This window comes from Roseibium sp. MMSF_3247 (assembly GCF_030733765.1).
Lineage (GTDB): Bacteria > Pseudomonadota > Alphaproteobacteria > Rhizobiales > Stappiaceae > Roseibium.
The window spans coordinates 20,604-44,805 of the sequence record NZ_JASHII010000010.1; the positions used below are offsets into that span (position 1 = coordinate 20,604).

At 56.8% G+C, this 24,202-nt stretch carries 25 protein-coding genes; 10 read left to right on the forward strand and 15 right to left on the reverse strand.

Going from position 1 to position 24,202, the window contains the following annotated elements; all coding sequences use genetic code 11:
- Positions 1 to 135: 135 nt before the first annotated feature.
- Both fliP and RBB44_RS23265 read right to left on the reverse strand, forming a co-directional pair.
- On the reverse strand, positions 136 to 903 hold the full coding sequence (gene fliP, locus RBB44_RS23260; protein WP_306150136.1) for a flagellar type III secretion system pore protein FliP: 768 nt from the start codon (positions 901 to 903) through the stop codon (positions 136 to 138).
- Positions 900 to 2,474 (reverse strand): flagellar biosynthetic protein FliO, encoded by a 1,575-nt coding sequence (locus tag RBB44_RS23265; protein ID WP_306150135.1) that lies wholly within the window; start codon positions 2,472 to 2,474, stop codon positions 900 to 902. The genes fliP and RBB44_RS23265 overlap by 4 nt, the downstream gene beginning before the upstream one ends.
- Before the next feature lie 420 nt (positions 2,475 to 2,894).
- Between RBB44_RS23265 and flgB the strand changes: the two genes are divergently transcribed.
- From flgB to RBB44_RS23305, 8 genes are all read left to right on the forward strand, one after another.
- A complete protein-coding gene (gene flgB, locus RBB44_RS23270) occupies positions 2,895 to 3,299 on the forward strand; it encodes a flagellar basal body rod protein FlgB (protein ID WP_133946579.1) in 405 nt (134 codons plus the stop codon).
- A 32-nt stretch (positions 3,300 to 3,331) separates the two neighbouring features.
- Positions 3,332 to 3,742 (forward strand): flagellar basal body rod protein FlgC, encoded by a 411-nt coding sequence (gene flgC, locus RBB44_RS23275; RefSeq protein WP_008193086.1) that lies wholly within the window; start codon positions 3,332 to 3,334, stop codon positions 3,740 to 3,742.
- A 47-nt stretch (positions 3,743 to 3,789) separates the two neighbouring features.
- A complete protein-coding gene (locus RBB44_RS23280) occupies positions 3,790 to 4,104 on the forward strand; it encodes a flagellar hook-basal body complex protein FliE (protein ID WP_133946581.1) in 315 nt (104 codons plus the stop codon).
- 57 nt (positions 4,105 to 4,161) lie between these two features.
- Positions 4,162 to 4,434: a flagellar biosynthesis protein FliQ gene (gene fliQ / locus RBB44_RS23285; RefSeq protein ID WP_133946584.1), complete on the forward strand. Its 273-nt coding sequence runs from the start codon at positions 4,162 to 4,164 to the stop codon at positions 4,432 to 4,434.
- Positions 4,435 to 4,444: 10 nt separating this feature from the next.
- The gene (gene fliR, locus RBB44_RS23290) at positions 4,445 to 5,218 is read left to right on the forward strand and encodes a flagellar biosynthetic protein FliR (RefSeq protein ID WP_209178591.1); all 774 of its coding nucleotides are present in this window, start codon (positions 4,445 to 4,447) and stop codon (positions 5,216 to 5,218) included.
- Positions 5,219 to 5,227: 9 nt separating this feature from the next.
- Positions 5,228 to 6,307, forward strand: a complete 1,080-nt coding sequence (gene flhB, locus RBB44_RS23295) for a flagellar biosynthesis protein FlhB (protein ID WP_133946588.1) — start codon at positions 5,228 to 5,230, stop codon at positions 6,305 to 6,307.
- Between the two features lie 151 nt (positions 6,308 to 6,458).
- Positions 6,459 to 9,008: a cell cycle histidine kinase CckA gene (gene cckA / locus RBB44_RS23300; protein ID WP_286183260.1), complete on the forward strand. Its 2,550-nt coding sequence runs from the start codon at positions 6,459 to 6,461 to the stop codon at positions 9,006 to 9,008.
- A gap of 54 nt (positions 9,009 to 9,062) precedes the next feature.
- Complete coding sequence (locus RBB44_RS23305) at positions 9,063 to 9,401, forward strand: cupin domain-containing protein (protein WP_306150134.1); 339 nt, start codon at positions 9,063 to 9,065, stop codon at positions 9,399 to 9,401.
- A 12-nt stretch (positions 9,402 to 9,413) separates the two neighbouring features.
- Here RBB44_RS23305 and RBB44_RS23310 read toward each other — a convergent pair whose 3' ends face one another.
- The 5 genes from RBB44_RS23310 to RBB44_RS23330 all read right to left on the reverse strand — a co-directional run bounded on the left by RBB44_RS23310 (position 9,414) and on the right by RBB44_RS23330 (position 13,160).
- Positions 9,414 to 10,043: a lysophospholipid acyltransferase family protein gene (locus RBB44_RS23310; RefSeq protein WP_306150133.1), complete on the reverse strand. Its 630-nt coding sequence runs from the start codon at positions 10,041 to 10,043 to the stop codon at positions 9,414 to 9,416.
- Positions 10,044 to 10,052: 9 nt separating this feature from the next.
- The gene (locus RBB44_RS23315; RefSeq protein ID WP_306150132.1) at positions 10,053 to 10,979 is read right to left on the reverse strand and encodes a phosphatidate cytidylyltransferase; all 927 of its coding nucleotides are present in this window, start codon (positions 10,977 to 10,979) and stop codon (positions 10,053 to 10,055) included.
- Positions 10,976 to 11,587 (reverse strand): CDP-alcohol phosphatidyltransferase family protein, encoded by a 612-nt coding sequence (locus tag RBB44_RS23320; RefSeq protein WP_306150131.1) that lies wholly within the window; start codon positions 11,585 to 11,587, stop codon positions 10,976 to 10,978. Before RBB44_RS23320 ends, RBB44_RS23315 begins: the two co-directional genes overlap by 4 nt.
- A gap of 85 nt (positions 11,588 to 11,672) precedes the next feature.
- The gene (locus tag RBB44_RS23325; protein ID WP_306150130.1) at positions 11,673 to 12,458 is read right to left on the reverse strand and encodes a TSUP family transporter; all 786 of its coding nucleotides are present in this window, start codon (positions 12,456 to 12,458) and stop codon (positions 11,673 to 11,675) included.
- 105 nt (positions 12,459 to 12,563) lie between these two features.
- Positions 12,564 to 13,160 (reverse strand): TetR/AcrR family transcriptional regulator, encoded by a 597-nt coding sequence (locus RBB44_RS23330; protein ID WP_306150129.1) that lies wholly within the window; start codon positions 13,158 to 13,160, stop codon positions 12,564 to 12,566.
- Positions 13,161 to 13,279: 119 nt separating this feature from the next.
- Between RBB44_RS23330 and RBB44_RS23335 the strand changes: the two genes are divergently transcribed.
- The gene (locus RBB44_RS23335) at positions 13,280 to 13,708 is read left to right on the forward strand and encodes a VOC family protein (protein WP_306150128.1); all 429 of its coding nucleotides are present in this window, start codon (positions 13,280 to 13,282) and stop codon (positions 13,706 to 13,708) included.
- Positions 13,709 to 13,755: 47 nt separating this feature from the next.
- On the opposite strand, the gene RBB44_RS23340 is transcribed toward RBB44_RS23335, so the two are convergent.
- The 8 genes from RBB44_RS23340 to RBB44_RS23375 all read right to left on the reverse strand — a co-directional run bounded on the left by RBB44_RS23340 (position 13,756) and on the right by RBB44_RS23375 (position 22,665).
- Positions 13,756 to 14,493 (reverse strand): SDR family oxidoreductase, encoded by a 738-nt coding sequence (locus tag RBB44_RS23340; protein WP_306150127.1) that lies wholly within the window; start codon positions 14,491 to 14,493, stop codon positions 13,756 to 13,758.
- Positions 14,494 to 14,638: 145 nt separating this feature from the next.
- Positions 14,639 to 15,133: a hypothetical protein gene (locus RBB44_RS23345; RefSeq protein WP_306150126.1), complete on the reverse strand. Its 495-nt coding sequence runs from the start codon at positions 15,131 to 15,133 to the stop codon at positions 14,639 to 14,641.
- A gap of 390 nt (positions 15,134 to 15,523) precedes the next feature.
- A complete protein-coding gene (locus tag RBB44_RS23350; protein ID WP_306150125.1) occupies positions 15,524 to 17,005 on the reverse strand; it encodes a hypothetical protein in 1,482 nt (493 codons plus the stop codon).
- A gap of 37 nt (positions 17,006 to 17,042) precedes the next feature.
- A complete protein-coding gene (locus RBB44_RS23355; RefSeq protein WP_306150124.1) occupies positions 17,043 to 17,969 on the reverse strand; it encodes a DUF6384 family protein in 927 nt (308 codons plus the stop codon).
- Positions 17,970 to 18,035: 66 nt separating this feature from the next.
- Positions 18,036 to 19,241 (reverse strand): cell surface protein, encoded by a 1,206-nt coding sequence (locus tag RBB44_RS23360; RefSeq protein WP_306150123.1) that lies wholly within the window; start codon positions 19,239 to 19,241, stop codon positions 18,036 to 18,038.
- A gap of 212 nt (positions 19,242 to 19,453) precedes the next feature.
- Entirely contained in the window at positions 19,454 to 20,551 is a 1,098-nt protein-coding gene (locus RBB44_RS23365; RefSeq protein WP_306150122.1) for a hypothetical protein, read from the reverse strand.
- Positions 20,552 to 20,687: 136 nt separating this feature from the next.
- Positions 20,688 to 21,626, reverse strand: a complete 939-nt coding sequence (locus RBB44_RS23370) for a pseudouridine-5'-phosphate glycosidase (protein WP_306150121.1) — start codon at positions 21,624 to 21,626, stop codon at positions 20,688 to 20,690.
- A gap of 100 nt (positions 21,627 to 21,726) precedes the next feature.
- The gene (locus RBB44_RS23375) at positions 21,727 to 22,665 is read right to left on the reverse strand and encodes a PfkB family carbohydrate kinase (RefSeq protein WP_306150120.1); all 939 of its coding nucleotides are present in this window, start codon (positions 22,663 to 22,665) and stop codon (positions 21,727 to 21,729) included.
- Between the two features lie 326 nt (positions 22,666 to 22,991).
- On the opposite strand from RBB44_RS23375, the gene recA reads away from it, so the two are divergent.
- Entirely contained in the window at positions 22,992 to 24,059 is a 1,068-nt protein-coding gene (recA, locus tag RBB44_RS23380) for a recombinase RecA (protein ID WP_133946627.1), read from the forward strand.
- The last annotated feature ends 143 nt before the right edge of the window (positions 24,060 to 24,202 follow it).

Consider the following 24,202-nt stretch of genomic DNA (forward strand, 5'->3'; position numbering starts at 1 on the left):
CTCATCCGCGATTTGGCATTTTGCGCCAATGGTTGGCGACCATTAGCACAAGCCAATGTTTCCAGTGAAACAAGACCGCTCAGAATTGGAGCGTTTGCCCGAATCTGGAAGTCGGGCATTGCACAGCAATACTCGCTAGCCGCCCCCGAAACTCTTGACCAGGGATCCCGCCACTAGGTTCCAGCCGTCGACTAGAACAAAGAAAATCAGTTTGAAGGGTAGAGAGATCACCACTGGCGGCAACATCATCATACCCATCGACATGAGGACCGAAGCAATCACAAGGTCAATGATCAGGAATGGCAGATAAAGCAGGAAACCAATCTCGAACGCCCGCCTGAGTTCGGAAATCATGAAGGCCGGAATGAGGACCGCCATCTCGAGATCTTCCGGTGTTTCAGGAGCGTCCCGGCCTGACAGTTCCTGAAAGAGCATCAGATCTTTTTCCCGCACCTGTGACAGCATAAAGTCCCGGAACGGCTCGGACGCCCGTTCATAGGCCTGATCGATTTCGATATCGCCATCGATCAGGGGCTGGATACCTGCGTCATAGGCCGCTTGAAGTGTCGGCATCATGATAAAGGCAGACAGGAACAGGGCGAGGCTCACCATCACCATGTTGGGCGGAGCGGTCTGCAGGCCGATCGCCGACCGCAAGAGCGACAGAACCACCACAATCCGGGTAAAGCTCGTGACCATCACAAGGATGGACGGCGCCAAGGACAGCACCGTCAAAAGGATCACGAGTTGAACCGCACGCTCGGTCAGGTTCGCGTCATCCCCGAAGCCTACGGAGATTTCCTGCGCCTGCGTCGGCAAACTGAGTGCAATGGCACCCAGTGCAAACGCAAGGCTTGCTGTCAGATATTTAAGCCAGTGGATGCGGCTAATGCGGCCCGTCATTGTTTCGGCTGTCCACCCAATTCATCCAGAATTTTCGCCATCTCTGCTTCGATCGGATTGCGGTCTCCAATGCCTTGGTCTTGCGGGGTCTGGGCCTGCTTGCCTGTACCGATCTCTTTTTTCTCCTCGCCGGAGTTTTCGGCGGTTGCGGCCGTCTTGTCCGGCTCGCTCACGTCATGTGCGTCTTTTTTCTCGTCTGTTTCTTTGGTCTCGACGACGATGCCGGCTGGCTTTTCCTCAGTTGGCTCTGATGCCGATGCCTCAACCTTTTGTGGTTCTGTGCCGGTTGTGGTCGTGGCGGGCTCGTCGAACAATTCCTTTTCAATGCTCTCGGCCATCACATTTGTCAGATCCGCCTTTTCTGCCGAAGAGGAGTTGTCTTTCGGCTTTTCCGGATCTGACGCATTTTCAACTGCAGGTACTGCTTCCGCACCGAGTTTCGGTTTTTCTGCCTGTTGGTTTGAACCTTGAAGAGTCTCTTGAGATTCGGGTGTGGTGTTGGTGTTTGGGGTCAGGACAGGCTCAACCCGTTTTTGTGAGCTGTCCGTTTCGACCGGTGTAACCAACGCCGTTTTTGCCCGGGCTGCTGGACCAGAAGCTGGCGGCGATATTTTTGCAGACCCATAGGACGGCCGGTCCTTTGGAGAGAACGGCCGCGCCAATGAACTTAAAGAGTTGCTGAGCCGGGAAGCCGGTTTTGGGGCTTCATCCTTGGTTGCAGACAAAACAGGCGCAGAACTGTCCGATTCTGGTTTGGCCGCGTTGACCGTTGAAGCGGAGAGGGGCGGTGCCTTGTCATTCGAAACCGGGCTTGCAGGTGCAACGGTGACCGGCGGCGTCTGCGCATTTGCCGAACTCGGTGCTGTTGTTTGTTCAGCGGGGCGAGGACTTGCCGGCTGAGCGCTTTTGTTTTGGCTGATTGAGCCCATGGAGGGTCGAGGGCTGCCGGCCAGGGTCTGTGGCTTCGCGGGTGCCGCGGGCGAGGAGGGCTGCGGTACTTGGCGCGGAGGAAGAGCAGAGGTAGCCGGCGCTTTGGGCGCGCTCTCTACCGGTGTGGCCGGTGCCGGTACAGGTGCCGTGGCCATTGCCGTTGATGGTGCCGGTTGCGCCGGCGCTTTCAGATCTGGCGCCTGATGAGGTTGCTTTGCAGCCGCGCTGTCTTCCGGTGTCAGAGGAATATCCGGACCAGGAGCAAGAGGTGCCTTGATGCCCCCTGCCTGCGCTGCGGCCTGATGGGTGCCGGTTCTGGTTTGCCCGGTAGCGAGCGGCGTGTTGCGGATGATGTTTTGCTCAACCACGACATCTGTCGGACCGCCGACAAGGATCAGATGCTCGATATTGTCCCGGCGCACCAGCAAAAGCCGGCGGCGATTGTCGATCGCGGCACTGTCCATAAGTCCGATGCGCGGCTGGCGCCCGCGCGACTGTGTGATCCGGCCGCCCATCAGCCGTTTGATGATGAATATGAACAATCCAAACAGGGCTAGAACAACCGCCAGAGAAATGATCAGCGCCAGTCCCTGCGCCACGCTTTCTCCGACCTGAAATGTGTTTTGAATCCAGTTGTACATCTTTACCTCGTGCCGTCCCTTGGCGCCCAAACCAGGAGACAGCGTTTACTGTTGAATGTGTTCCTGATGACGGCTTGTGGCGTTTATCCCCAGTAATTCCGAACATCACCGCGTTGGGGCGTGCTCATTCAAATCGGCTGTAATTGCCTGCCGTTTTCGATCAGTGCCGCACCTGTTCTGGCTGCTCTTGGCAATTTCTGCCGCTTGATGCCCCGTCTCGAATCTCTCTTAGTCTCAAAGTTAACAGAGCTAGGCAGAATTTGCCTGTGGTCGGGGTGCGGTAATTCGCGAAATGCACGGAAAACATGCGGGGCTTTGGCGAAAAATTAACGCCTGGCCTGTCTACGTTAAGAATAGTTAACCACTCGTTAACCATTTCATCGGCAATGTTTGCCTGTTGGTTAACAGAAAGTGAATCGGATGGCTTTTACGGACTTGCCTCTGTTCCAGGCGCTGAAATCCAAGATGCAATGGCACCAAACGCGCCAGGGGGTCTTGGCTGAGAACATTGCGAACTCGGATACGCCTGAATTCGAAGCGCGCGATGTCAAAGCTTACTCGTTTGATGATCACATAGGGCGTGAGGCTTTCGGCCTGACAACGGAACGCACCTCCGTTGCCCACATATCCGGAATGATCGGATCGGGTATCGGCGGCAAAGCCGAGCGCCGCGACAGTTTTGAGATCACACCCAGCGGCAATGCGGTCAACCTGGAAGAGCAGATGATGAAAATCACGCAGAACCAGATGGACTTTCAGGCAGCAACGACCCTTTACACAAAAGGGCTTGGGTTGATCCGCACTGCACTTTCGAAGACCGCGTAACAGAACGGCAATGCAATGAGGAGTGACATCTTATGGATCTGATGAAGTCCCTGTTCATCTCCGCTTCCGGCCTGAAAGCGCAGAACGGACGGATGCGGGTGATTGCGGAAAACATCGCCAACGCAAATTCGACCGCCCGGACCCCGGACGAAGAGCCGTACCGGCGGAAAATTCCGACCTTTCAGTCCGAATTCGACAAGCAACTTGGCGCCGACAAGGTGGAGCTTGGACGGATTGTCGAAGACAAGTCCGCTTTCAAGTCGACCCATATGCCCGGGCATCCGGCGGCGGATGAAAACGGCTATGTGCTGCAGCCGAATGTCAGCACCTTGGTTGAATCGGCCGACATGCGGGAAGCTCAACGCTCCTATGAAGCCAACCTCAACGTCATCGAAACCACGCGCAAAATGCTGCAGCGGACGATCGATATCCTGCGGGCCTGAGGGCACTTGCGCCATCGCCTGAAGCAACCGGATAAAGGAAGTAACCCATGTCGACAATGTCCATTGCCAACAATGCCTACCAGATGGCGGCCCAGCTTCAGCAGCAGGCAAAAGCGATTGAAGATCCGACACCTGTTCGTGAGCAGGTTGATTTTGGGCAAATGGTGCAAAGCGCGGTCGAAAATGTCGTTGACCAGGGCCGGGTGGCGGACGCCAAGGCCGTCGGCTTGATTGAAGGCAAGGCCGATGTTGTCGATGTGGTGACAGCCGTTGCCGAGGCTGAGGTTACACTGGAAACTATGGTTGCGGTCCGCGACCGTGTGATTTCGGCATATGAAGAAATCATGCGGATGCCGATCTGATCTGATCTGATCTGGTCTTGGTTTTGTTTGAAGGCGCTGTAGCGCGGAGGTGGTGCAATGACCGGTCCTGAAGTGCTTGATCTGGCCCGGTCTGCTGTGTGGGCGATGATCCTGATTGCCGGGCCAACCATGGTGATCGGTCTGCTCGTCGGTGTGATCATCGCGCTGTTTCAAGCCTTGACCCAAATCCAGGAAATGACACTGGTCTTCGTGCCAAAGATTCTCGCGATCTTTGTGACGCTTTTGCTTTCCCTTCCGTTCATGAGCCAGGTCCTGGAAGGATTTATGGGTGAAATCGCCGAGATGATCCTCGCCACTGGTCCGGTTTGAGGCCTGAGGTATGACGATCGAGCTTGATTTCCTGCCAGACGTTGCTGCCGCATTCATGCTGATGTTTGCGCGTCTCGGCACGATGATCATGCTGCTTCCAGCTCTTGGAGAAAGCTCGATCCCGACGCGGTTTCGCCTAACCATCGCCCTTGCTCTGACCCTAGTGCTCTACCCGGTCGGCTCCCAGCTCTACCCGGCGGATCTGGTATCGAACCCGGCACAGCTCGGTGTCCTCTTGATCAGCGAAATCATCATCGGGGTTGCCATCGGCCTTTGCGCAAAATTGGTGACGTCTGCCGTGCAGATTGCCGGCGTGATCATGGCGAACCAATCCGGCCTTGCCTTCGCACTTGGCACTGACATCTCCAATGAAGGACAGCAAGGCGCGCTTTTTGGAAACTTTCTCGCCCTTGTCGGTATTACGCTGATCTTCACCACAGACACGCATTATCTGGTGATCGCTGCCCTTCACGACAGTTTTACGTTATTCCCGCCTGGCAGCATGCCGCCAGTTGGAGATTTTTCCGAGAATTTCGCTGAGACAGTGGCGATGGTGTTCTCGATAGCGGTGCGGATGAGCGCACCGTTTCTTGTCGTTGGTCTGGTCTTTTATTTCGGCCTTGGTTTGTTGAACAAGCTGATGCCGCAGATGCAGATCTTCTTCATCGCCATGCCTGTGAACATTGCGATCGGGTTCTTCCTTCTCATGGTGCTCATAAGCACGCTGATGATGTTCTATCTTGAACACGTCCAGCAGGCCCTGGGCAAGTTTATAGCGGGGTAGCGGTGCGTTATGGCAGACGAAACCGACGACTCAGAAAAGACTGAGGACCCCACGCAGAAACGTCTCAAAGACGCGCATGACAAAGGGGACGTTCCGAAATCGCAAGAAGTCAGCACCTGGTTCACGCTTGCTGGTGCGACACTGATGATTGCCATCATGGCACCGGGGGCGGCTGCGTCGCTCGGAAACTTGCTAAAGGGCTACATAGAGCACGCTCACCAGATCCCGGTTGATGGTTATGCGCTCAAAGCCCTTTGGCGGGACACTGGGCAATCCGTAGCGCTGATTGTGGGTTTGCCGCTGCTTGCCCTGGTGATCATGGCGGTGTTCGGCAATTTGATCCAGCATCAGCCATTGCTGACCGCTGAGACCATCAAGCCCAAACTCTCCAAGGTCTCTCCGCTTTCTGGCTTCAAGCGACTGTTTTCCTCCGAAAGCCTGGTCAACTTCGCCAAGGGGATGGTGAAGATCCTGGTCGTTGGCGCGGTCATGGTGGCCGTGTTGTGGCCGCACCGGGACGAAGCTGAAATCATGATCTTTGCGGATGAGATGATCATCTTGGAAGAGGCCCGCATTCTGATCCTTCAGGTTCTGGCCGCAATCCTTGCCGTGATGACAGTCGTTGCCGCTGCGGACTTCGTCTACCAAAAGAACAAATGGTTCAACAAACAGAAGATGAGCCTCAAAGAGGTCAAGGAAGAATTCAAGCAGACAGAAGGTGATCCGCACGTCAAAGGCAAGATCCGGCAATTGCGCATGGAGCGCTCCCGCAAACGCATGATGTCCGCGGTGCCGGCAGCAACGGTCGTAGTCACCAACCCGACGCACTATGCCGTCGCCCTTCAGTATGAAGAGGGGATGGGCGCGCCGCTCTGTGTTGCCAAGGGAACGGATGCACTGGCCTTGCGGATCCGGGACGTGGCAAAGGAACACGAGGTTCCGGTTATCGAGAATCCGCCGCTCGCCCGCGCGCTTTATGCCAGCGTTGAGATCGAACAGGAAGTGCCGGAAGAACACTTCAAAGCCGTTGCAGAGGTCATCGGCTTCGTCTTCAGAATGCGCAAACGGGCCGCCTGGCGGGCCAATTGATTACGGTAAAAAGTAACGATATCGCAGGGAATGCGGATTAACGGGTGAATTTCAACAGGACTGAGCGCTTGCTCTGTTGAAATTACCGGCCAACAACAGAATGCTGAAATTCGGCCTAAACTAAGCGAATCGGGCCGAGGAGACGGATTGTATGAGTGACCTTGACGGAGCGCCAGGCGGGCCGATGATCAATCGGCCGGAGCGATCCGGAAACATAGGGTTGTTGATCGGGCTTGCGCTTGTGCTTGCCGGGGCTGCGGCTGCCTTTGCGGTCATGGACCGTGCCGTTGCACAGCCGTTCATTCTCGCGTTGCTCGGAATTCTGGCTGTTGTCGGCGTATTCTGCCTTTTTGCCGGTGCGATTGGGTTTCTGCGCCTTTCCGCAAGGCCTGGTGAAGCCAATCCGCTTGCCTCTGCATTTGTCGATACGCTGGAAGACGGTGCGCTCATAACCGACATCGATGGCCGTCTGGTCTACGCCAACAAGGCTTACGCTGAGCTTACAGGCGCGGAAACCGCTGCCGATATTCGCGTCGTTGAACGCGTGTTTTCCTCCGATCCAGACGCGACCGACGCGATTTTCCGTTTGTCTCAGGCAATGCGCGATGGCCGCAAGGCGCAGGAAGAAATCCGTATGCCGTTCCCGCTTGGCCGGGCGGAGGGAAAAGCGCGCTGGTATCGTGTCTCAGTGCGGCCGCTCCAAGTGTCTGGCAACGCGTCCGGCAAGGTCATGGCAGTCTGGCAGTTGTCGGACATCACCCGGGATAGGGCAGAGCAGGAGAATTCCTTCCAGGAACTTCAGCGCGTCATCAATTTCCTCGATCATGCCCCGGCAGGGTTCCTGTCGTCCGACGCCCAGGGACGGATCGTATACCTCAACGCGACCCTCGCCGATTGGCTCGGCTATGACCTGGCGCAGTTTGACGCTGGGGATCTCGGGCTCTCCGATATTGTCCGGGGTGACGGCACTGAGCTGATCCGTTCCGTGAAGGGGCAGGCCGGTGAGGTCAAGAGCGAGACCTTCGATCTGGATTTCGTCACCCGCAATGGCCTCGGGCTTCCGGTTCGCTTGTTGCACAGGGTTCCGTTTGGCGAAAACGGCACCCAAGGCGACAGCCGCACGCTGGTTTTGAACCGGTCGCGAGGCGAAGAAGCCTCTGAAGCGCTGCGCGCCGCGGAAGTGCGTTTCGCCCGCTTCTTCAACAATACGCCGATTGCAATCGCCTCCCTCGACAAGGAAGGCCGCGTGCTGCGCACAAACGCGCCGTTCCTCAAGTTGTTTGGTGCTGTTGACACCGATGATCAGGCGCCGAAACTTGAAGCCTATGTCGCCGATAACGGTCAGGAAGATCTCCGCAAGGCCTTGAGCGCAGCGGCGAACGGGATCAGCGAAATCGCGCCGATCGATATTCCGCTGGTCGAAGGCAATGACCCGCGTTCTGCAACTTTCTACGTCTCCGCGGTTCAGGAAGGCGAGGGTGATGGCGAGGCCGCCATTGTCTATGCGCTGGAAACGACCCAGCAACGTGCCCTTGAGGCTCAGTTTGCGCAAAGCCAAAAAATGCAGGCCATCGGCCAACTGGCCGGTGGTGTTGCGCATGACTTCAACAACGTTCTGACCGCGATCATCGGCTTTTCCGATCTGCTTTTGGCAAGCCACCGTCCAACCGATCCGTCCTTCCAGGACATCATGAACATCAAGCAGAACGCCAATCGCGCCGCCGGACTCGTGCGTCAGCTGTTGGCGTTCTCGCGCCGCCAGACCCTGCGTCCGCAGCAGCTTGAACTGAATGACGTTTTGGCTGATTTGTCGATCCTGCTTGACAGGTTGCTTGGCGAGAAGGTCGACCTGAAGGTTATTCATGGGCGGGATCTGTGGCCGGTCATGGCCGACCTCAACCAGCTGGAGCAGGTGATCGTCAACTTGGCCGTGAATGCCGGGGACGCGATGCCGGATGGCGGCCGCCTGACGATTTCCACGCGCAATGTCTCCGAATCTGAATCGACCCAGTTTGAAAACACCCGCGGTATGCCGCCGGGTGAATACATGCTGGTCGAGGTGGAAGACACAGGCCACGGCATTCCGCCCGATGTAATGGAGAAGATCTTCGATCCGTTCTTTTCCACCAAGGAAGTCGGCAAAGGCACGGGGCTCGGGCTCTCGACCGTCTACGGGATCGTCAAACAGACCGGCGGCTTCATCTTCTGCACCTCGGAAATTGATGAAGGCACAACCTTCCGCCTGTTCTTGCCGCGCTACATCCCGGCCGTTGTCGATGAGCCGAAGCAAGAAGCGAAGGAACCTGAGAAGGAAAAGGTTGCGGATCTGACAGGGTCTGCTTCGATCCTTCTGGTAGAGGACGAAGAGGCGGTTAGGGCCTTTGCCGCGCGCGCCTTGGCCTCCCGCGGCTACACGGTTCACGAGGCTGGCACGGGCATGGAAGCGCTTGAGGTCATGGAAGAGACCGGTGGCGATGTCGATCTCGTGGTGTCCGACGTGGTCATGCCGGAAATGGACGGCCCGTCATTGCTGGTGGAACTGCGCAAGACCCGTCCGGATCTGAAGATCATCTTCGTGTCCGGTTATGCGGAAGATGCGTTTGAGGAAAACCTGCCGGCCAACGAGAAGTTTTTCTTTTTGCCCAAGCCGTTTACCCTCAAGCAGCTCGCAACGACCGTGAAGGATGTACTGGACGGCTAGTCATGGCCGAAGGATCTGCGCTCGGTATGCCTAGTGCAGATAAAGGAGTTGCCCGTGGACCTGCCTGATTTCATCAAGTCTTTCCCCGCTTTGGATGTGCCTTTTCCTGAGGACGTTGTCTCTTCCTACGCAGTCCAGTCGGACCGGGGATTGGTGGTTTTCTTTGATTTCAAGAAGGATATGGTCCTGCCGCCGCATTCCCATCTGGCGCAGTGGGGGACAGTGCTGTCAGGAGAGATCGAGTTCACCATCGGCGGTGAGACCCGGACCATGGGCCCCGGCGCGATCTACGATATTCCGGCAAATGTCGAGCATGGCGCTGTTATCAAGGCCGGCACCAAGGTGATTGATGTCTTTGAAGAGCCGTACCGGTATCCCTTGCGGGGAGAGTGATCCGCTGCGCTTCTACTCCCAAGGCGCAAAGGTTTTTTCCGACGAGAGGTCGCTAAACCGGTCTTGCAGGGTGTTCATGAACTGAGTCCGGTCACCCGCCCAAGTGATTGGTTTGCCGACAAAAATATCGCAGAAAAACGGCACAAGCAAAAACGAACCCTTTGGCAGCGCCTTGCCGAGGCCGTGGGTGAACACTGGAACGACAGGGGCGCTGGGCGCGCGTTCGGCGAGATAGGAAATGCCTTTCTTCAGGCCGGTCATTTCTTCCGGTTCGCCTCGAGAGCCCTCCGGAAACAGGATCAACACCTTGCCTTTGTCCAGCGCCTGGTAACAGCCTTCCAGTGGATCGGAGGTCCGGTCCGCGCCTTTGCGTTCGACCGGGATGATGCCGAGTACTTGTTCGGAAACCCAAGCCTTCCAGGGCGAGGAAAAGAAATAGTCGGCGGCGGCAACCGGTTTGATGTTCTTCAGCTTTGACAGCGGCATCAAGGCCATCAGCACCATCGTGTCGAGATGGCTGTTGTGGTTGGCAACGATGATTGCCGGTCCTTCAGAGGGCAGCAGGTCTTTGCGCCTGACATTCAGCCCGAGCAGAAACAGCACCGCGATCTTGACGAAGATATAAAAGACCTTCTGCAGCATCATCCCGGCCTAATAATAAAAATAGCGGGTGAAGTGAAAGAACAGCGGGGCGGTGAAGGTCAGGCTGTCGATCCGGTCGAGAATGCCGCCATGGCCGGGAATAAGGCTTCCGGTGTCCTTGACGCCGAGATCGCGTTTGAGCGCTGAGACGGTGACATCGCCAATAAACCCGGCCACGGGGATCAAGAGCCCGGCGGCTGCTGCATGTGTAAGGCTGAACGGCGTCACCAAAGGCGCAGTTACAATGGCGAGAACAAAGGTGGTGCCGACGCCGCCCAGGAACCCTTCCCAGGTTTTGTTCGGGCTGACGCCCGGTATGATTTTCTTTCGTCCGAACATTTTGCCCCAGGTGTACTGGGCAACGTCATTGAACTGGGTCAGGAACACCAGGAACAAAAGCAAGCCTGCACCGCCCGCCGAGCTGCCGTCGGTCGGCGGCAGGATCAAAAGGAAGGCCGCGTGGGAGATTGAAAACACGCAGAGCATCAGGCCCCAGTTGAGCGTGCCGACGGACTTCAGAAACCCTTCGGTCTGCTGGGAGAGCAAGCTGGCAAAGGGTAGGAACAGGAACATGTAGACCGGGATGAAAACGGCAAACATCCCGTAGTAACTGTCATAGACCCAGAAATACTGAACCGGGATCGACAAATACGCCCAGAACAGCACGCGCCGGTCCGCACGCCGGGTCGGGATCATCGAGAAATACTCTTTCAGCGCTAGAAAACTGATCAAGGCGAAAACGATGATCGAAATCGTGTTGGAGACGAGAAAGGCGACGGTGAAGATCGCCAACATCACCCACCAGCTTTGGGTGCGCTGAACGAGTTCCGAAAGGTTTTTCTCTGAGCGTTTGGAGAGGATGTAAACGATGAGGCTAGCTGCGATCAGTAGCCCCCAGATGCCGATCAGGGCCCAGTGGATGGCGTGCAGGGTCATTGTATCTCCAGTTCGCCCAGGGCGTTCTTGGCGCGGTTCCAAATGGTGACGGCGGACAGAAGAACGCCAAGACCCATCAGGATCGTGAAGAAGAGTTCCGCGGTCAGCCCAAAGGCCACCAGAACGCCGCACAGGCCGAAAAGGGCGGCCCGGTCGCTTTTGCCGAACGGTCCGTCATACCGCCGGCTTGCACCGATCTGGACGGCGATGACACCGGTCATCTCGCCGATGATCGCCAGGACCACCAATCCGACAACCAGTTCGCCCGGAAAAAACGGCAGTGCGGCGAAGGGCAGGTAAAGAACGGCATCGGACAGCACATCGCCGAGTTCATTCAGGATCGCGCCAAGATCCGATTTCTGGTCGTGTTCGCGGGCGAGCATGCCGTCAATAGCGTTTAGGCCCATCCGGACAAACAGGATTACGGGCAACAGAATGAGCGGCCAAAAGGCGCCCGGAAATATCCAAAGCGCCAAACCCTCCGCAATCGAAAGCACGAGAGCCAACAGTGTCACCTGGTTCGCCGTCACACCAGCAGAGGCAAGCCTTTTACAGAGTGGACGGAGGAGATCCTGAAAGCGGGATTTGAGCTGATAAATGGTGGGCATGAATATCCAGCGCTTCGGAAAAGGATGGAGACACTATAACGGTAGTTGGGCGCGCGGTAACCTGTTCAGATCATTGAGTGCCAACTCACAGCGCCAGCATGATGCGCACCGGATTTGCTGGATCAAGAAGCAGTTTGACGGCCATGGCGATGCACGAACACACCAGGAGCGGGCGGATAATCTTCGCGCCGTTCTTCATCGCAAGCTTGGACCCGGCCTGCGCTCCGAGAAACTGCCCCAGCCCCATCAGCAGGCCGATCTTCCAGAACACGGCTCCGCTCACCATGAACACGAGAAATCCGGCAAGGTTCGACGCAAAGTTCAGCACCTTCGTATGGGCCGTGGCTTTCAAGAGACCTGCGCCCATCAGGGCGACAAAGGCGAGCATGAAAAAGGATCCAGTGCCCGGGCCGAAGATGCCGTCGTAAAAACCGATTGCCGGGACAAGGGTCGCGCCGAAGGCAAAACTGGTCATCCGCGGCACCTGTTCGACCGCGCCGACATTGGGTTTCAGCGCGAAATAGAGAGCAATCAGTATCAAAACGACGGGCAGGGCCGTCTGGAGCACATATGTCGGCAGGATCGTGGCGACCAGTGCTCCACAGACCGCGCCAGCCGCTGAAAGTCCAGCCATCGGCAGGATGACTTTGTAATCAACAAGCCCTCGGCGGGAGTAGGCAAGGGTGGCGGACCCGGAGCCAAACAGCGCTTGCAGTTTGGCTGTTCCGAGTGTTTCCAGCGGGGGGAGCCCAGCCATGAGGAGGGCAGGGATGGCGATCAATCCGCCACCGCCTGCAATGGAATCAATAAACCCGGCAATGAAAGCGGCCACGAACAATAGCAGCAGAATATCAAACGCAACTTCGGCCAAATTGGACCCGATCTTTGGAAACTGGCGCGGACGGACAGAATCTGGCTGGTCGGACGCGATGGGAAGGTGGGGTCCTCTTAGTCCCGTTTTGTTATGATTACCAGCTCACTTGGCTGCCAAGACACCGGCGAGCAGGGTCTTTGTTGCTGTTTCGTAAGCTGAACGGTCTGCGCCATTCGCAATTTCCAGCGCGGCTCGATCAAAAGAAGCGGACAACAATTCTGCGAGCGGCTCCAGGGGAACGTTCTTCAAATACCCGTGCGCCGCACTGTGCTGCAATCCTTCAAGCAGGGTTGCCCCACCGGTTGTCCGGTCGATCTCGGCCATTTCTTCCAGGCCGAGCACCGTTGGGCCTTCAAGCAGCAGGATCTTTGCCCGTCCAGGCACTGACAGCGCGGAAAAGTAGGCATTGGCTCCCGCCATGAAGGCATCGAGTGGAGACTGGCTTGTGTTGGTGTCAGAAGCAATCTCGGCTGCGACTGCCTCGGCTTCCTGCTGCACCAGGGCGCGCATCAGGTCCGGTTTGTCCTCAAAATGATGATAGAGCGCGCCGCGCGTCACGTTGGCGCGTTTGACGATCTCCGGTGTCCCGGTTTCCGCATACCCCTTTTCAACAATGAGTGCGCGGGCAGCGTCCAGAAGTGCTTTCCGGGTTTCAGCACGGCGCTCGGCCTGAGACCGGCGCGGTTTTTCATCTTGCATACATACAGCCTGTATGTTAATTGAAATTCACATACATACTGTATGTTTATTTGTTGTGGCTGAAAAGCCCCATCAGCTCAATTGGGTTGATGACCGTGTTTGATTGCAGGAGACGCGTGATGAAATGCACCCAGTATTACCCTGTCCTTATGACTAAGGACGTGACCAAGACTGCCCGGTTTTATCGAGATCACTTCCGGTTCAAGGCCGTGTTCGAGGCGGACTGGTATGTGCATCTGCAGTCGGTCGAGGATGAAGCCGTGAACCTCGCCATTCTCGACCAGGACCATGAGACCATCCCGGAAGTCCGCCGGGGGCAGGGCACGGGGGCGATGCTGTTGAACTTTGAGGTGGAAGATGTCGATCAGATCTATGAAGGCGCGAAGAATGCCGGATTGCCGATCCTGCTGGCGCTGAAGGATGAACCCTTCGGTCAGCGGCATTTCATCTCCGAAGACCCGAACGGCATCATGATCGATGTTATCAAACCGATCCCTCCGAGCCCGGAGTTCCTGAAACAATTCGCGCCCGAGGTCGTGCCCGCCTGAACCCTAAGTTTGGTAGCCCGCCCGAAAGGCATCCCATAAGGGTTGGTTCAACCTGAGGCGGAATTGCCGAGGACGAGCGATTCCACTGAACAGATGCGGTCTTGTTCCAGTGCGAACAGGATCGCTTCCACGACATGCCGGGCGGTCATTGTTTTGCCTGTGCCTGGGGAGGGCCGTTCGAACCAGGCTGGGCTCTTATAATCCAGATCGCTTTCAAAATCGGGCGGAAAGACGGACATCACCCGAATATGGGGATGTGTTTGACGAAGCCGGTTCATGAAGGCGGTCTGAGCGCTCTTGGTGGCATGGTATGCAGCATTTGGCCCCGATTGGCCCTCCAATGCCAAACCCGACTTTGACACAATGGTCAGGATGTCAGGGTTTTCTGACATTTCCAGAAGCGGAAGGCAGTGTTTGGTCAGGAGGATCGTTCCGGTCACCGTGGAATTTACGGCGGCGATCAAATGATCGTCGTCCGTCGCTTCAAAGGATCCGGACAGCCACATGGCCGCATTGTTGATCAGGATGTCGATCTTGGGCGTCGCCGTCTTCAGAGCCAAGACAAACTGACAGATGCTGTCCGGATCGGCGATGTCGCAGCTGTAGGCAGTGGCAGATGAGCCGGTGACATCTTTGATAAAGCGGCACGTGTCTTCGGCCTGTGACTTGTCCCGTGCGGACAGATGAACATCTGCGCCACAGTCCGCCAAGGCTGCAGCGAGTGCCCGGCCGGTTGATCGGCCCGCACCGGTGATAACCACTGTCTTGCCATCTAGCGTGCCCATGTTTCTTCTGCTCCTTCGCCTGTCACTGCAACCATCAATTCCGAGCGACAGGTGGGTATGAAGCGAAATTAAACAAGAAAATACTTTTTATATATTCTAGATGAGCAGATAGACGCGGTTAAGTCCGGCGTCACATTGTGATGGTTTAAGACGCGATCGGCGGGCAGGAACTGCTCTGCTCGGCACGGCTCTTCAGGCCTTGCAGGCTTTGCATGGTGTTCGGATTGCCCGGCAGAACGAAGCTCTGTTCCAGCGCCGTGCGGACGTTGTTGATCACGGCAAGATCCTGAACAACGAGCGTTTCACACGGGGTGCCTGTGAAGCGAAGCCGGATGCGGATAACCCGGTTGCCATTGTCTGACGGGCCAAACTGGCTGTCCAGTGCCGGGTTTTCACCGGTGAGTTGGCGTTCCATGACGACCATATTCGGCTCGTCCTGGATCACGATGGTGCCGCGTTCCTGGGCGCTTGAGACCAAAGCGGAGCGAACGGTCATCGGGTCGGCGGCGACTTTAACGCTTTGCGCGCCTTGCGGCACGGTCAGCTGCGGCTGGTTTCCAAGGGACGCTTGTTGGGTGTTGCTGGACTGGCACGCTGCAAGTGTGAGTGCACAAAGGCCTGCAAGAATGAGATGCCGCATGAGATCGCCTGAGCTTGAATGAATGTCTCTATTCGTTCGGTCTAAAACAGGTCTTTCGCCAGTGCAAGGAAGCTGCCGTATCGTAAAGGCCGGTTTCTGCACCAGTGTCACATTTTTGATCCGCTAGGGTCAGGACCTATTAAATTGGATAAAATGGCGCAACAAACAGCATAGAGCTGCAAGGAAACACGCGCCAGGCGGGCTGGTTGCCCGTCTAAGCAGTTTGACACAGCAGATCAAAGCTGTTTTTGCGTCCCTTCACGATAGGATGAATTTGCCCGGTAACAGCGTTGCAAATCTTTGAAAACCAGACGGTTTTCCTGCAGTTTTGCGCCTCGTATCCGAACAAATTCATCTCTACCATTTCACCCAATTTAATAAGTGCTGCCCCTAGAACGTATCTCCGGTTTTGAAGCCACCGCCGCCAAATCCGCCGCCGGTCTTGAAGCCGCCGCCACCAAACCCGTCATTGCCGCCCGGCATACCGGCTCCCGGCCCGCCGAACCCGCCGGGACCTGGAATGCCGCCGAAGCCGCCCATGGAGCGGGGAAGGCCTTTGCCCTTTGGAAATGCAACACGGCGGCCTTTGGGACGGCGGCGCTTGTGGGACCGTTGTGCTCTATCCCAATACTCCGCGCCGGAAATCGCGCCCTTTACGAGTTCGCCAAGCAACACTGTCGTCAAGCGATCATCGGAAAAAGTCGTTTCCCAGCTGCCATACCCGTTGGAGCGGAACCTTTTGACAACATCCGCTAACTCGGCCCGGCGGCGGCCGATATCACGCTGCAGTTCCCGGTCCTGGCGGACTTCCCGGGCGACCTGTTCTATGCGGTCCTTAAAGTCCTCAATGCGTTGGACAATCTTCTCGTCTTCCGGAGACGGCGTTTCGATGGCCGCCCGCCACAGATCATTGAGGGCATCCATCTGTAGCGAAGACGCGAGGTGTTCTTCGGCCTTCTGGAAATCGTTGTCTTCGCCGCTTGCGAACTCTGCCAGGGCACCGGCGAGGGTCTCGATCCGACGGTCCAGTTGATCCAGCTCGCCATCGATGCCGTCGATCTCGCTGCTCAGCGTTTCAATGCTTCCGACAAGATCCGTGCCTGCGGCATCGGTCATGGCGTTGCGGCTGAGCTGTGCCAGTTTCGACTGTTCCTGGTCTGCGATCTCGGCGCAGCGCGCCGCATGTTTGGCCATGCGCTCGGGGATCCCGGTAAGCATCGCGTAGTTGGCTCTGGCGTCATTATACCCGATCAACCCGGCAACCCAGCGGTCCAACGACCGGGTCAAACCGCGTTTGTCATATGAAGGTGTCGCAAAGCCCCGGTCCCAAAGGTAGAGAAACAGCGGATCAGCTTCGTAGGCTTTCCCTTTTTCGAGCCGGTCAGCCTCAGACGTTTCTGCCTTTGCAGCTGCCGCAGCTGCCGTTTCTTCAGCGCGCTCGACTGCAGCCTTCTGGCGTTGAAAGGCGTCATCGCTTTCCAGGCGCGTGTCGACCGCCTCCAGAAGGTCGTCCATCTGGTTTTCGGCGGTATCCCGATCCGCATCCAGCTGCTGGCGGCGGGCATGAAGCGTGCTGCGTTCGCTCTCGCACTGCCGCAGTTGGTCGCTCAAGACCTTGTAGTCTGCCGTGCGTTTTTCCAGAAGCCGACGGGCTTCCCGCGCGGCGCTGTCCAGGCGGGTGTTGAGAGCGCCGGCCGCATCATTGTCCAGATGAAAGCGGGCAAGGTCTCGATAGGCTTCGGTCTGCCGCTCCTGCAGGTCGGTCAGTCCGCGGGTCGCACGTTCGATCCGTTGGCTGAGCTCTGCCTCTTCGCGCCGCAAGTCGCTCAGCGCCTGTTCAATGGTTCCAAGGGTCTGCCGGCCTGTCAGCATTGTCTGTTCCGCATGTCAGGAAATCGGCAAAGCAGTCTTACCATTCGGTGATCGCTCCGTTTTGGACGCCGCTGCGCCAGGTGATGTCCAGCTCACCGCGCTGCTTTTGGCCCAAGGTTCCTTTTTGGACGATGCCGTCATCGACCTTGTCGCGCCGGACTGCAGTGTAGATGGTATCCGATACCCGCTGTGCCCACTTGTTGACCCGAACCGTCTGGCCGTTTTCTTCCGAGACGATGTCGCGCTCCAAGATGTTGCCGTCCGGATCGACCGCTTCAACCACGATGTAGTGATTTTCCGCATCCTGATTGGCGTCAGGGATCCGGGTAATGCCGGTTGGTACGCCTTCCCTTGAAATGATCTGAACGTCAAAGACTTCGGCAAGGCGGCTGGCCAAATTCCTGAGGTCAGCCTCCGCCTTGAAGGCCGCATCGGTCTTGCCGTCTGCAAGCGCGATGGTTCCATCGTCCACAAGGCGCTGGGCATCGGCCTCGATATCGGTGTTTCCGGTCAGGTCATCGATGCGTTGAAACAGTTCGGAATAAGTTTGCGGCATGTTTTCAAGCCGCTCAGCAAGGGCAGCTTCGGATCGCTGTGCCGGCAGCGTGACGAGCATATACCAAGCAGTGGTCGCGACGATGAGAACAGCGGCCAGCCCGGCCAGCCACTTGGACCAGATCGAGCGGGTGATGTAGACCATGGCCAGCGTGCGCTGAAAGCCAGCGGCCGGCGGACTGTAGACAAACCTGTCCCGTTTGAGGTCTTCAACACCGGCTTTCAGAATATGGTCTGGGACGTCGATTCCTTGCGCGGCATAGACCTTGCGCAGCCGCTCCACCATGGCGGCATCGCGTTCGTCGGCTTTCAGTTCGCGCGCGACCTGGCCTTCTTCGTGGCGGAGCGTGTCCACCACGTCCATCGCCATCATCAGATCATCGAGCGGCGTGTCGGGCTGTGCAGCCATGGACTTGGGTCTTCCCAAATTGCCGGAGCCGGGCAGACCCGGCTCCTAATAAGTCTTGATCCGAAGTTAGAGCCCTTGGCCTTCGGCCGTCAACTTGGCAAGGCGGCGCTTGCCGTCCTCAACTGCGTTGCGGATCTCTTCGGAGTTCTTGGTCGACATATCCCGCATTTCTGAAATGATTTCACGGGACTGGACCTGAAAGTTCACAACAGAATCAACCAGTTTCTTGACTGAAGCCGCCGCAACAGTTGGACCATAACCGGCTTTGAGTGCCTCTTTCTGGACGGCGTCGCCGATCTCCGCCAGCGTCTCCAGGCTCTTGTTGATGCCGTCCTTCATGGCGTTCAGCGTTTCGGTGGATTCATGCAGGCCTTGCAGACCTGTGAAGGAGGCATTGAGCGCAGTCAGAACAGACTCGTTCGTCGAGAAGAAGCTGACCGACTGGGCGTACACCCGCTCCTTGGCGTTGGTGGTCTGGACGAGCCGTGCCATGATCACTTCGGACGTGTTGTAGCCAACGGTCAGGTTGTCTGAGAGATCCTTGGCGATCTGGTACCGTTTTTCCTCGTCCTGCATCTCGCGCAGCCGCTCATCGCGAGCAAGCTCCAGCCGGGCCTTTTGGGCAGCATCATCGCCGGCGTAGGCTTCAACTTCTGCTGAGGCGCCTTCAAGTGCTGACTTCGCTGCATCCAGCTTGGCGGTGGCCATGTTCAGCAGCTCGAGCGCTGTGACTTCAGCTTGCTTCAGTGCGCCCCGGAAATCCCGGTAGGCCTCAAGGATTGTCTGTTCCCGTTCAATCTGGTCCTTGGTCGCCTTGGCAACATCCTTGTAGGTGGTGCGAATGTCGGAAAAACGATCAGAAATGGTGCCGCGGCGCATGTCCCGCCACTTGTTTGAGAGATTCTCGGTGAAGGAGATCTTGCCGTCTGCGAGTTGGTCGACCAAAGTCTTGGCGTCGTCCCGGATCGAATTGAACGCGTCGGTGATTTCTTCATACCGCTCGCCAATGTCCATTTGCTGGACCTGATTGCGGACCACCTCGTTGAAGTTCGAAGCCTGGCCCAGAGTGCGGGAAATGATCAGCACCTTGTCCGGAGACAGATCCGAAATCTGTTCCAAAAGGGCGTTGATCGGCGCGTCCGCTTCTGTTTCCGGCGTGATGCCGATGTCGCGCAGCGTTGTCAAAGCGCGGTCGAGGTATTGAAGGGGCGAAAATCCACCGGCCGGAGCTGGGGTTTGAACAGCGGTTCCTTGGGAATTTTCTTCAACCATTTTAGACACCTCGATACCTGTTTACATATTCTTGGCCGCACGAGATTTGCGCGATCCGAATGACTACAGCGCTTCACATAGGACTGCCAACGGGCATGTTGTCAATGAAAACCCATCCCGTTAGGTCACTTAGCCTTACAGCCATGAGATGACAGTCTTTTTGCATCACGGGTCAGCCTTGCCTGGCTTTTGAGCTGACCTAGGACATAAGATCATCGGCGCCGCAATACGAGGGTCATCGTGAGTGTTTCGGATGCATACCGGCCGGGCTCTGCTCGGTAAAGTTCTTCGAAGCGCTTGAAAAACGTTGCAGTCAAGGCATCCGCCTCATCGACGGTTTTGGCCGATTTTTCAAACAGGTGCAGGCGGAGGCACGATTCTCCAAAGCCTCTGACATACCCGGTGTAGAGCTCAGCGTATTTTTCAGGGTCCGCCAGCCAGTCTTGATAAGCGTCTTGCGGGTTGATTGCAGCGTCGGTGACGGAGGCCTCAATCACTTCGAACGCAGCTTCCAGATCCTCGTTTTGAATGAGCGGACCAACTGCGTCGCTGACAGAGGGAAACCAGAGTGGAAATATGAACCGGTCAAGAGCCTCTTCAGATAATAGCCCATCGGTGACCATCGTCGCGGCGACCTTGTGAATGGCCCGGTAAAGGTGGCGGGCTGATCCGCGGATGCCATTAATCTCCTCAAGGTCCGGCGTGCTTCCAAGGGTCGAGACGATCAAATAGCCGCCGGGTGCAAGTTCGATTGCCCGGCTTCTCAAGAATCTGGTCCAATCGGATCTTGCGAGATCTTCGTAGGCCGCCCGGGCCTCGCCCTCAAGGTCGGCATACCAGACCGTGCCGGGCGACGAGATTAGCAGGGCGCGCGACAGCCAATGGCTGGCCACAAAACAGGTCGCCAATGAGACCGAATCCGGGGCTGCCATGACGTCATAAAAGGATCCGATCGAGGCCTCTGTCCGGATATTTTTATCTTGTAGATATCCGGCCTCTGAGAATACGAGACCAAACAAGCCGTTCCAGTCATTGTGTGGTTGATCGCCGTGACAGATGGCGATGCGGCCGTTTGGAGATAGGGGACGGTAGGCTGCGACAGAGGGTTTTACCGCTTCTATTGCCGTATGACCCGGGCCGCAGCCGAGATCGAGATGCCGGAATTCCGTTTTCTGCGGACCGATATCCCGAACAGCCCTTTCTATCCAGTCTGCTCTACTTTTGACCAGATTGCTCTGCATGTAAGAGTTCTGGTCGTAATTGACCATGTGCTCTGTCGCGGTGTTTGGGCCGGTCTTCTCATCCGTCATGCCATCGCCTTTCGTGAAAAATGACAGATGAGATCAGTGAAACTCAATCAAGTCAGAGCATCAAGAGGTGCTGTTTGCAGACACGCTTTTTGGGCCATTGTGCCGGTTTCAGCGCGGACTGGCAGCTCCTCAATCGTTAATCCAGTTCAGCGGCAATTCTTGCAGCGAGACGCGCATTGTTGCGCACCAACGCGATGTTGGTGTCGAGGCTGCGGCCATTGGTGAGCTCAAGGATGTTGCCGAGGACGAACGGTGTGACGTCCTTGCCGGTCACATTCTGCTCAGCTGCTGTCTTGATGGCCGCGTCGATGAAACCTGACATTTCATCGCGGGGAATTTCATCTGTCTCCGGGACCGGGTTGGTGATCAGCACACCGCCATGATCTGCAAAGTTCTCCCGCACCTTCAAAAGCGCACCGATCTCGTTTGGCGTATCCAGACGGTAGGGAGCGCTGAGGCCGCTTTCGCGGGACCAGAAGGCTGCCAACTCGTCAGTCCCGTAGGCAACGACCGGAACGCCTTTTGTTTCCAGAACTTCAAGGGTTTTCGGAATGTCCAAAAGCGCCTTGGCGCCAGCACATACGACACAGACAGGCGTGCGGGCGAGTTCATCGAGATCCGCCGAGATATCGAAGCTTTGCTCTGCGCCCTTGTGTACACCGCCGATGCCGCCTGTTGCGAAGACTTTGATGCCGGCTACTTGCGCCGCCATCATCGTCGCGGCCACCGTTGTTGCGCCGTAGCGGCCAGTGGCAAGTGCGAAAGTGAGATCCGCCCGTGAGCACTTCATGACATCTTTGGCCTGGGCAAGCCGGTCAAGATCCGCATCGGAAAGGCCGACATGGATCTTTCCGTCCATGATGGCAATCGTTGCCGGAATAGCACCGTTTTCCCGAATATCAGCTTCGACCTGCCGGGCTGTTTCCACGTTCCGCGGAAACGGCATGCCGTGAGTGATGATGGTCGATTCCAGCGCAACGAGCGGCTTGTTGGCGGCGAGCGCATCACGGACTTCGTCGCTGTAGACGATCAGGCTTTTCAAAGCGGCGGATTGAGCGGAGTGTGTCACAAGCAAAAGCCTTTTAGATGTGTGGCAAGTCGGCCGGAGCCGCGAGAATTTTGCGCCTTATAGACATTGGAGTCGAAGCCGCCAAGTGCGGCGTTTGTCCACTTGGTCAAATTTCATCCAGGGTTGCCAAGGCGTCCCACGATAATCCCTCTGCCAGGGCTCCGGTGCTTTTTAGCGTGATGGCGGCGGCTTGAAGCCCAACCGGTACGGCATCGTTCAGGGTGCATCCTCGACTGAGGCCTGCAATCGTTCCGGCGGTCAACGCATCTCCGGCGCCTGTCACGTCCACAATTTGAGTTGCAAGGGTCTCATGGGCGGTGATTGCCTCTTCGTTGAGAACGAGCACATCGGATTTGCCATTGGTCAGGACCACGCTCTTAGCGCCGAGGCGTCCAAGGTCGCGGAGCAGGCCTTCGCTCGATGTCTCTGGGCTTCTGCCGGTCATGGCGAGCGCTTCGCCGCGATTGAGCATCAGGCAATGAAGTTTCGGAAGAAGCGGCAGCAGCCGGGTGGCTTTGGCATTGGAAACGGCGTTTGCGATCAACCTGCCTTCAGGTGCTTGATCGGCAACACCCTTCAGAAGCTCATCCGGCAGGTTTGCGTCGATGAACCACAGCCCGGTTTTCAATGGTCCTGAAAGTGCCTCGAAGATCGGGTCAAAGGCATCGGCAGGTGCCTCACTTAACACCCGGTCATCCACGCTTGCAGCAGCGAGCGACCCGTCCGGATTGTGAAAGGCAATGTATTGACCCGTCGAAAATCCGCCACGTTCCAAAGTGTAAAGCTCGATCCCATCGGCGGTCAGTTGTTCCGAAAGGCTCGCCCCCGCGCCATCGGTTCCGATTGCCCCGGCGAGCCCGGTTGGAATGTCCAGCCGAACAAGTGTCCGTGCAATGTTGGTGGCAACTCCGCCGGGCTTTGCTGTCAGCTTCGCCGGTGTTGACGTTTCCGGGCCATAAACCTCGCTGCCATGGGCAAGCGTATCATAGTGGATCGCGCCGACACACAAGACCGGTAGGGGAGAGGAAGGGGACACGTTTGTCATCATTACATCGATAGAGGAGTGGGAGTGCCATTTCAGCTTGGACGTCCCTGCAGAAAATTTGAAGACCGGCGGGCTAGCAGATCGCGTCTTTGTTCGCAACAAGCCGGCCGCTCCGTGATTCTCTCAAGATGCCCGGTCTCCGAATGTTCCAAATTTAACTTACCTTGCGTTATTCTTTAAGTGTCGATGTGAGAACATATTGGAAACAAACGGCAAAATCCAATTATATACCAATCGGTTTTGGTGTCTTGAAAAATGAGAACAAAATAGGTACAAAGGAGCGGATTGAAACAGCGCGTCCATCATGGAATAAGGAGCGTTCAGCCATGTCGCAAAGTACACTTCGTCTCGTAGAAAGCAGCCAGATGGACAAGACAAAAGCGCTCGACGCAGCGCTCAGCCAGATCGAACGGGCCTTTGGCAAAGGCTCCATCATGCGAATGGGCCAGGGGCAGGCCGTGGAGGTACAATCCGTCTCCACAGGCTCGCTTGGTCTGGACATCGCCCTTGGAATTGGCGGTCTGCCGAAAGGCCGGATTGTCGAGATCTACGGACCGGAATCCTCTGGTAAGACAACACTGGCTCTGCATACGGTGGCCGAGGCACAGAAGACCGGCGGCATTTGTGCGTTCGTTGATGCCGAGCATGCGCTTGACCCGATTTATGCCCGCAAGCTGGGTGTTGATATCGACAACCTGCTCATTTCCCAGCCGGATGCCGGGGAACAGGCTTTGGAAATTGCCGATACGCTTGTCCGGTCTGGTGCGATTGATGTGCTTGTTATCGATTCGGTCGCTGCGCTGACACCGAAAGCCGAGCTGGAAGGTGAGATGGGGGACAGCCTGCCGGGGATGCAGGCGCGTCTCATGAGCCAGGCCTTGCGGAAACTGACAGCGTCGATCTCCAAGTCGAACTGCATGGTGATCTTCATCAACCAGATCCGCATGAAGATCGGCGTCATGTTCGGTTCTCCGGAAACCACCACGGGCGGCAACGCCTTGAAGTTCTACGCATCGGTCCGTCTTGACATTCGCCGCATCGGCGCGATCAAGGACCGGGACGAAGTTGTCGGCAACCAGACCCGCGTTAAAGTGGTCAAAAACAAGCTTGCCCCGCCATTCCGTCAGGTCGAGTTTGACATCATCTATGGCGAAGGCGTTTCCAAGATGGGCGAGTTGATCGACCTTGGCGTCAAGGGCGGCATTGTCGAAAAGTCCGGTGCCTGGTTCTCCTACAACAGCCAACGGCTCGGTCAGGGTCGGGAAAACTCGAAGCAGTTCTTGCGCGACAACAAAGAGATCGCTGACGAGATCGAATTGGCCATCCGCCAGAACGCTGGTCTCATTGCCGAGGCCATCATCGATCCGGCAGGCGGTGAAGAAGACGACGATTAAGTTCGTGCTATGCTGATACCGGAACCCTTCGCTTGTTGAAGCGATGGCCCGGTGTCTTAAGAAGATAAAAAGCCCTCCCTGAGTTGATCCGGGAGGGCTTTTTTGTTGAGCAGGCGTACCTGCGTGATTGCGGCTTCAGACGG

Coding starts and splice junctions, on each gene's coding strand:
- RBB44_RS23330 (WP_306150129.1), bottom strand. CDS start 13,160: ATGCAAGATGAAAAACCGCGCCGGTCTCAGGCCGAGCGCCGTGCTGAA.
- cckA (WP_286183260.1), top strand. CDS start 6,459: ATGAGTGACCTTGACGGAGCGCCAGGCGGGCCGATGATCAATCGGCCG.
- RBB44_RS23355 (WP_306150124.1), bottom strand. CDS start 17,969: ATGGCTGCACAGCCCGACACGCCGCTCGATGATCTGATGATGGCGATG.
- RBB44_RS23335 (WP_306150128.1), top strand. CDS start 13,280: ATGAAATGCACCCAGTATTACCCTGTCCTTATGACTAAGGACGTGACC.
- recA (WP_133946627.1), top strand. CDS start 22,992: ATGTCGCAAAGTACACTTCGTCTCGTAGAAAGCAGCCAGATGGACAAG.
- fliQ (WP_133946584.1), top strand. CDS start 4,162: ATGACCGGTCCTGAAGTGCTTGATCTGGCCCGGTCTGCTGTGTGGGCG.
- RBB44_RS23320 (WP_306150131.1), bottom strand. CDS start 11,587: ATGCCCACCATTTATCAGCTCAAATCCCGCTTTCAGGATCTCCTCCGT.
- RBB44_RS23315 (WP_306150132.1), bottom strand. CDS start 10,979: ATGACCCTGCACGCCATCCACTGGGCCCTGATCGGCATCTGGGGGCTA.
- flhB (WP_133946588.1), top strand. CDS start 5,228: ATGGCAGACGAAACCGACGACTCAGAAAAGACTGAGGACCCCACGCAG.
- RBB44_RS23350 (WP_306150125.1), bottom strand. CDS start 17,005: ATGCTGACAGGCCGGCAGACCCTTGGAACCATTGAACAGGCGCTGAGC.
- RBB44_RS23365 (WP_306150122.1), bottom strand. CDS start 20,551: ATGACGGATGAGAAGACCGGCCCAAACACCGCGACAGAGCACATGGTC.
- fliP (WP_306150136.1), bottom strand. CDS start 903: ATGACGGGCCGCATTAGCCGCATCCACTGGCTTAAATATCTGACAGCA.
- RBB44_RS23340 (WP_306150127.1), bottom strand. CDS start 14,493: ATGGGCACGCTAGATGGCAAGACAGTGGTTATCACCGGTGCGGGCCGA.
- RBB44_RS23375 (WP_306150120.1), bottom strand. CDS start 22,665: ATGACAAACGTGTCCCCTTCCTCTCCCCTACCGGTCTTGTGTGTCGGC.
- RBB44_RS23310 (WP_306150133.1), bottom strand. CDS start 10,043: ATGCTGCAGAAGGTCTTTTATATCTTCGTCAAGATCGCGGTGCTGTTT.
- flgB (WP_133946579.1), top strand. CDS start 2,895: ATGGCTTTTACGGACTTGCCTCTGTTCCAGGCGCTGAAATCCAAGATG.
- RBB44_RS23360 (WP_306150123.1), bottom strand. CDS start 19,241: ATGGTTGAAGAAAATTCCCAAGGAACCGCTGTTCAAACCCCAGCTCCG.
- RBB44_RS23345 (WP_306150126.1), bottom strand. CDS start 15,133: ATGCGGCATCTCATTCTTGCAGGCCTTTGTGCACTCACACTTGCAGCG.
- fliR (WP_209178591.1), top strand. CDS start 4,445: ATGACGATCGAGCTTGATTTCCTGCCAGACGTTGCTGCCGCATTCATG.
- RBB44_RS23265 (WP_306150135.1), bottom strand. CDS start 2,474: ATGTACAACTGGATTCAAAACACATTTCAGGTCGGAGAAAGCGTGGCG.
- flgC (WP_008193086.1), top strand. CDS start 3,332: ATGGATCTGATGAAGTCCCTGTTCATCTCCGCTTCCGGCCTGAAAGCG.
- RBB44_RS23280 (WP_133946581.1), top strand. CDS start 3,790: ATGTCGACAATGTCCATTGCCAACAATGCCTACCAGATGGCGGCCCAG.